The organism is Azospirillum sp. NS33 (genome assembly GCF_059703765.1).
The window spans coordinates 24,398-30,397 of sequence record NZ_BAAKJB010000057.1; the positions used below are offsets into that span (position 1 = coordinate 24,398).

Annotated in this window: 6 protein-coding genes and 1 pseudogene; 6 read left to right on the forward strand and 1 reads right to left on the reverse strand. The window is 74.6% G+C overall.

From position 1 onward, the window contains the following. Positions 1–32: 32 nt before the first annotated feature. The 4 genes from AC6H2I_RS29465 to AC6H2I_RS29480 all read left to right on the forward strand — a co-directional run bounded on the left by AC6H2I_RS29465 (position 33) and on the right by AC6H2I_RS29480 (position 3,755). Positions 33–380 carry a DUF952 domain-containing protein gene (locus AC6H2I_RS29465; protein ID WP_497504360.1) on the forward strand — a complete coding sequence of 116 codons (348 nt, stop codon included), beginning with the start codon at positions 33–35 and terminating at the stop codon, positions 378–380. 6 nt (positions 381–386) lie between these two features. Beyond that, positions 387–1,469: a quinone-dependent dihydroorotate dehydrogenase gene (locus AC6H2I_RS29470; RefSeq protein ID WP_497504361.1), complete on the forward strand. Its 1,083-nt coding sequence runs from the start codon at positions 387–389 to the stop codon at positions 1,467–1,469. Between the two features lie 60 nt (positions 1,470–1,529). Beyond that, complete coding sequence (locus AC6H2I_RS29475; protein ID WP_497504362.1) at positions 1,530–2,783, forward strand: EAL domain-containing protein; 1,254 nt, start codon at positions 1,530–1,532, stop codon at positions 2,781–2,783. 96 nt (positions 2,784–2,879) lie between these two features. After that, positions 2,880–3,755: a TIGR01459 family HAD-type hydrolase gene (locus tag AC6H2I_RS29480; RefSeq protein WP_497504363.1), complete on the forward strand. Its 876-nt coding sequence runs from the start codon at positions 2,880–2,882 to the stop codon at positions 3,753–3,755. A 25-nt stretch (positions 3,756–3,780) separates the two neighbouring features. Here the strand turns inward: AC6H2I_RS29480 and AC6H2I_RS29485 are convergent, their stop codons facing one another. Then, positions 3,781–4,176 (reverse strand): ribbon-helix-helix domain-containing protein, encoded by a 396-nt coding sequence (locus AC6H2I_RS29485; protein ID WP_497504364.1) that lies wholly within the window; start codon positions 4,174–4,176, stop codon positions 3,781–3,783. 383 nt (positions 4,177–4,559) lie between these two features. Between AC6H2I_RS29485 and AC6H2I_RS29490 the strand changes: the two genes are divergently transcribed. Together AC6H2I_RS29490 and AC6H2I_RS29495 are read left to right on the forward strand one after the other, a co-directional pair. Further along, positions 4,560–5,696, forward strand: a complete 1,137-nt coding sequence (locus AC6H2I_RS29490) for a hypothetical protein (protein ID WP_497504365.1) — start codon at positions 4,560–4,562, stop codon at positions 5,694–5,696. 8 nt (positions 5,697–5,704) lie between these two features. Continuing rightward, positions 5,705–6,000, forward strand: a pseudogene (locus AC6H2I_RS29495) (hypothetical protein); the annotation flags it as partial.

The following is a 6,000-nucleotide window of genomic DNA, read 5'->3' on the forward strand; positions in this document are numbered from 1 at the left end:
CCGGCCCAGGGTTCGGATACCGTCGCGCCACCATGACCGACTCCATCATCTATCACATGTGCCGGGACGAGGAGTGGGCGCGCGCGACCGCCGCCGGGTCCTACGCCGGGTCGTCGCAGGACGCCGCCGACGGCTTCATCCATTTCTCCACCGCCGCCCAGGTTGTCGAAAGTGCCGCCAAGCACCGCGCCGGGCAGACCGGCCTGGTGCTGCTGGCGGTCGACGCCGCCCGCCTGGGCCCGGCGCTGAAGTGGGAGCCCTCGCGCGGTGGCCAGCTCTTTCCCCATCTCTACGGGGCGCTGCCGGTGGCGGCGGTGCTGCGGACCGACCCGCTGCCGCTGGACGACGATGGCCGCCACGTCTTTCCGCCGCTGGACTGAGGCGCCATGATCGACCTGTATCCGCTGGTGGGGCCGCTGCTGCGCCGCCTCGACCCCGAACTCGCCCACACGCTGTCGGTGACGTCGTTGGCCGCCGGGCTCGGCCCGGTTGCCCGGGACACCGACGACCCGGTGCTGCGCACCCGTGTCTGGGGGCTGGAGTTCGCCAACCCGCTCGGCCTCGCCGCGGGCTACGACAAGAACGCCGAGGTGATCGGGCCGATGCTGCGCATGGGCCTGGGGGCCGTCGAGCCGGGCAGCGTCACCCCGCGCCCCCAGCCCGGCAACCCGCGCCCCCGCCTGTTCCGCCTGCCCGAGCAGGGCGCGGTCATCAACCGCATGGGCTTCAACAACGAGGGGCTGGAGGTGTTCGCCCGGCGGCTGGAGGACTGGCGCGGCACGGCCGGGCGCCCGCCCGGCATCGTCGGCGCCAACCTCGGCAAGAACAAGGACACCGCCGACGCGGCCGACGACTACGCCATCGGCGTGCGGCGGCTGGCCCCGCTGGCCGACTACCTCGTGGTCAACGTGTCGTCGCCCAACACCCCGGGGCTGCGCGCGCTGCAGGGGCGCGAGCCGCTGCGCGCCCTGCTCGACCGGGTGCTGGAGGCGCGCGCGGCGGCCCCGACCACGGCGCGGCCGCCGCTGCTGCTGAAGATCGCCCCGGACCTGACGGCGGAGGACAAGGAGGACATCGCGGCGGTCGCCCTGGAGTCGGGCATCGACGGGCTGGTGGTGTCCAACACCACCATCGCCCGCCCGGCCGGCATCCCCGCCCGCTTCCACGCCGAGGCCGGCGGCCTGTCGGGCCGCCCGCTGTTCGCCGCCTCAACCCGCCTGCTGGCGGAGATGCACGGGCTGACCGGCGGCCGGCTGCCGCTGGTCGGAGTCGGCGGCGTCGCCTCGGGGGCCGACGCCTACGCCAAGATCCGCGCCGGTGCCGCGCTGGTCCAGCTCTACTCCGCGCTGGTCTACGGCGGCCCCGGGCTGATCGGCGCCATCAAGCGGGATCTGGCGGCCCGGCTGAAGGCCGACGGCTTCGCGTCCGTGGCCGATGCCGTGGGAGTCGACGTGGGCGGCGGGAATTAACCCCGCGGCAACGCTGGCGCTCCACCCTGGGGGACGGACTATCCAGGGTGCCGCCCCGCCATGACCGTGCTGACCCACGCCGTCTACGCCCTCGCCTATCTCGTCGCCGGCGCGTCGCTGGCCTGGGCCCTGCCCTTCATGCGCCCGGACAGCGACCCCCTGGTCGGCTGGCTGGTTGGCGCCCTGGTGGTGGTGGGCGGCGGCCTGGTGCACGACGTGGTGAGCCGGTTGGACCGCGAGCGCGCGCTGGCGCAGCGGATCGACCGGCTGCGCGGCACGGTGGAGACGGTGAACGAGGTGGTGGCCCGCCACCACGTGGAGATCGCCCGTCTCGCCGCCGCCCTGGAGGACGGGCCGGGCGGCGGGCCGGGTGGCGGGCCGGGTGGCGGGAGCGTGCGCTACGACGCCATGATGCAGGAGGTGAAGCTCCTGCAATCCCTGGTCAGCCGCCTGCACGACCGGCGCGGCGCGGCGCCCGCCGCCGCCCCGGCGCTCCAGGCCGGCCCGCGGCTTCCCCAGCCGGTGCCGCGCCCCGCCCGCCCGGTCCCGCCGGACGCCGACGCGGACCCGCCGCGGGACGACGCCGCGGTGCTGGAAGCGGTGCGGGACGCCGTGAAGGCCGACCGCATCGACGTCTACCTCCAGCCCGTGGTCAGCCTGCCCCAGCGCAAGCACCGCTTCTACGAGGTCTTTTCACGGGTGCGGGCGGCCGACGGCGGGCAGATCCGCCCGGACCGCTACATCCCCATCGCCGAGCGCGAGGGGTTGATCGCGACCATCGACAACCTGCTGCTGGTGCGCTGCATCCAGCTCATCCGCGAGACCGAACGGCGCCAGCACCACATCGGCTTCTTTTCCAACATCTCCCCCGCCAGCCTCGGTGACGGCGAGTTCATGCGGCAATTCCTGCAGTACATGGGCCAGCATCAGGCGCTGGTGCCCGATCTGGTGTTCGAGCTGGGGCAGGGCGACCTCGGCGCCGGGGAGGGCGCGACGCTGGCCATCCTGGCGCAGCTGGCGCGCCTGGGATTCCATTTCTCCATGGACCAGGTTCACGATCCCGCCGCCGTCGACGCGGACGCTCTGGCCCGCCAGAACTTCCGGTTCCTGAAGCTGGAATGCACACGGCTGTTGGAACCGGCCGCCCGCGAGCGCATCCAGACCCTGCTGCGCGCCTGCAAGACCCACGACATCGACGTCATCGTCGAGAAGATCGAGACGGAGGCCCAGCTCCTGGAGCTGCTGGACCTCGGCATCGACTTCGGCCAGGGCTTCCTGTTCGGCGAGCCGCGGCTGTCGCGCAAGCCGGCCTGACCGCGGCGCGGCCGGCGCCGGCGCGTCCTTCGCGCTTTCCACGCCCCCCCATCCATGCTTTATAGGCGCGCCTCATCAACCCCTTGGGCGCGCACCATGCACCTCGTCCCGCAGATCGCCGGCATCTCGTCCATCGTCGACCGCTACGATGGCATGATCCTCGACCTGTGGGGGGTCATCCACGACGGGGAACGGCCCTACCCCGACGTGCCCGAATGCCTGGACCGCCTGACCGCCGCCGGCAAGCGGCTGTGCCTGCTGTCCAACGCCCCGCGGCGCATCGACGGCGTCATCGCCAAGCTGGACGGCATGGGCATCGGCCGCCACCGCTACCGCCACGTCATGACCTCCGGCGAGGCCGCCTACGAATCCCTGCGCGACCGGGCCGACGGCTGGCACGCGGCGCTGGGGCCGCGCCTCTACCACATCGGGCCGGGCCGCGACAGGGACGTCTACGACGGGCTGGCCTACACCGTCGCCGCCACGCCGGACCAGGCCGACTTCGTGATCAACACCGGCATCGTCGACTTCTCCGAGACGGCGGAGGATTACGACCCGGCGCTCGAGGCCTGCGCCCGGCGCGGCCTGCCCATGGTGTGCGCCAACCCCGACCTGGTGGTCATGGTCGGGACCAGCATGGTGATCTGCGCCGGCACGCTGGCCGCCCGCTACGAGGCGCTGGGCGGGAGCGTCTTCTATCACGGCAAGCCGCACGCCCCGGTCTACGCCCGCTGCCTGTCCTTGATGGGGGTGGCCAACAAGCGCCGCATCCTGGCGGTGGGCGACAGCCTGCGCACCGACATCGCCGGAGCCAACGCCGCCGGCATCGAGTCCGCCCTGGTCACCGGCGGCATCCACTGCGAGGAGCTGGGCTCCGCCTGGGGCCGCCCGGCCGACCCGGAGCGTCTGGCGACCGCCATCGAGGCCTCGGGCCACCTCCCCACCTGGGCGATTCCCCGGCTGGTCTGGTAGCGCCCGGCGCGGCCCGGCCCGCGCGTCAGCCGCGGCCGCGCCTTCCGGCTTCGCCCGGCAGCGGCACCGCGTCGGCCAGCGCCCGGTCGAACACCTCGGTGTGGGCCGTCCGCGGCCGCCCGTCCAGGGCGGCCTGGGGCGGCTCTTCCAGCCCGGGCCCGGTGCGGCCGCGCGACGGGGTCAGCGCCGCGCGGTAGTAGCTGATGATGAAGACGCGGATCGACGCCGTCAGGTTCGCCTCGCCGCGCCGCGCGTCGATCTGCGTGCACAGCTCGTTCAGGGTCAGATCCTCGCGCTCGCAGATGTCCCGCAGCGAATCCCACAGCAGCGGCTCCATGCGCAGGCTGGTGCGCCGGCCGCTGACCGTCACGTTCCGGCAGATCAGGGCGGGCTGCTCTTTCCAACCGCCAGAATCGGACATCGTGCGCTGCGCCTCTCGCCGGGTTCTCCACTCCGGACGCCGCCCCGCCGTGCCGGCGTTGCCGCGTCGCCGTCGGGGTGATGCATCCGTACGTGTGTAGGATAAAGCAACCGGCGTGTGCCTTCCATGGACAATTCGACCGACGGTCGCGCCGTGCCACCGCATCACGAAATATGCAAGGCTGTCATGCACGCAAGGCGCGTCATCGCCGCCGCACCGGTGTCGACCGCCCCGGCGCCGGGTCGCCGGGGTGACGAATGACCCTTCCAATCCCTCCCGCTTGGCCTTACCAGTAGCCCGGACGGGGTAAAGTCCCCTTGGCGGAACGTGCGACGAGGTGGGCGATGCGGCGGCCGGCGGTGTGGGCAACGGCGGTGGCGGCCGTGACCGGATTGGCCCTGGCGGGCGCAGCCGGGGCTGTCGAATCCGGCCCCCCGCCGGCGACCGGCGGCAAACCGGCGGCGGCGGGCGGCCGCGCCCCGGCGGCGGCGCCAGCAGCGGCACCAGCAGCGGCGCCAGCGCCGCCCACCCCCGACGCCGTCCGCCACGCCGTCGACCGCACCGTGCCCGACCTGTGGAGCGTCGAGGGCGTCGACCTGGAACCGACGGCCGAGCCCGCCACCGCGCGCTTCCGCGCCCGCCTGCGCCTGACCCGCCCGACCTTCGTGGTGGAGCTGCGCGACGGCCCCTACACCTACCTCCGGCCGGTCGCCGACGCCGGGCTGGAGAAGACGCTGACCGGGACCGCCGCCGGGGCCCCGCCGACGCTCACGCTGGACAACCCGGAGGTGACGGAGAGCGTCGGCCGGCCGGCCGACGAGCTGCCGGGGCGCACCGTCCTCGCCGGCACCGAGGAGGCCCGCGCGCTGAGCGCGCGGCGCGCCGAGGAGGCGGCGCAGCGCACCGCGGCGGAGCAGGCGCGGCGCCAGCGCGAGGAGGCGCTGATCGCCGAGCAGACGGCCGCCGCCGCCGCGGAGGCCCAGCGGGCGGGGATGGAGCGTGCGGCGGTCGAGGCGCGCGAGCAGCAGATCGCCGAGCTGCGGGGCAAGCTGCTGGGCAGCGACCGCCCGGCCCGGATCGCCGCCTACGAGGCGGCGCTGGGCGGCAACGACCCGGCGCTGCGCAAGCTGGCGGTGGAGACCGCGCTGGGCAGCGACGACCCGGTCCTGGCCGGCCTCGCCCTGCGCGACTGGATGGCCCGCATGCGCACCATCCCGGTCCAGCTCTACGCCACCCGGGAGGACCCGGAATCGGAGGCCGTGCTGCGCAACCTGGGGCCGCTGACCATCGAGGTCGACTCCTTCAACCCGGTGTCGGGCGCCGTGGTCGGCACCATGGGGGCACCGGGCTACAGCATCACCCTGCCCTCCGCCGCCGCCGGCCAGCTCGCCCAAACCGAGCTGACGGTGCACGCCTTCGGCTGCGCGCTGACGCTGCGCCTGACCGAGCAGACGACCCTCGACGGGATCTACCGCTGCCAGACGCTGCCGACGCTGGTGGCGCGCGTCACCCTGGAGTGATGGCGGCCATGGTGCGCCCCGCCCCCACCCTGCCGCTGGGCCTGCTGCTCGGCCTCGTCCTCGCGGCGGCCCTCGCCGGCCCGCCGCCCGCGCTGGCACAGGACGGGACGGACCGCTTCACGCCGCGGCCGCCGCCCACCCCCGTGGTGCCACGCCTGACCCCGCTGGCGCCGCCGCCCGACGGCGCCGGCGCGCCGCCGCGCGTCGTTCTGCCCACCCCGACCCCCGGGTCGCCGGCCGCGGCGGCGCCAGCCCCGGTCGCGCCAGCCCCGCTGGCGCCAGCCGCCGCGCCGCCATCGCCCGG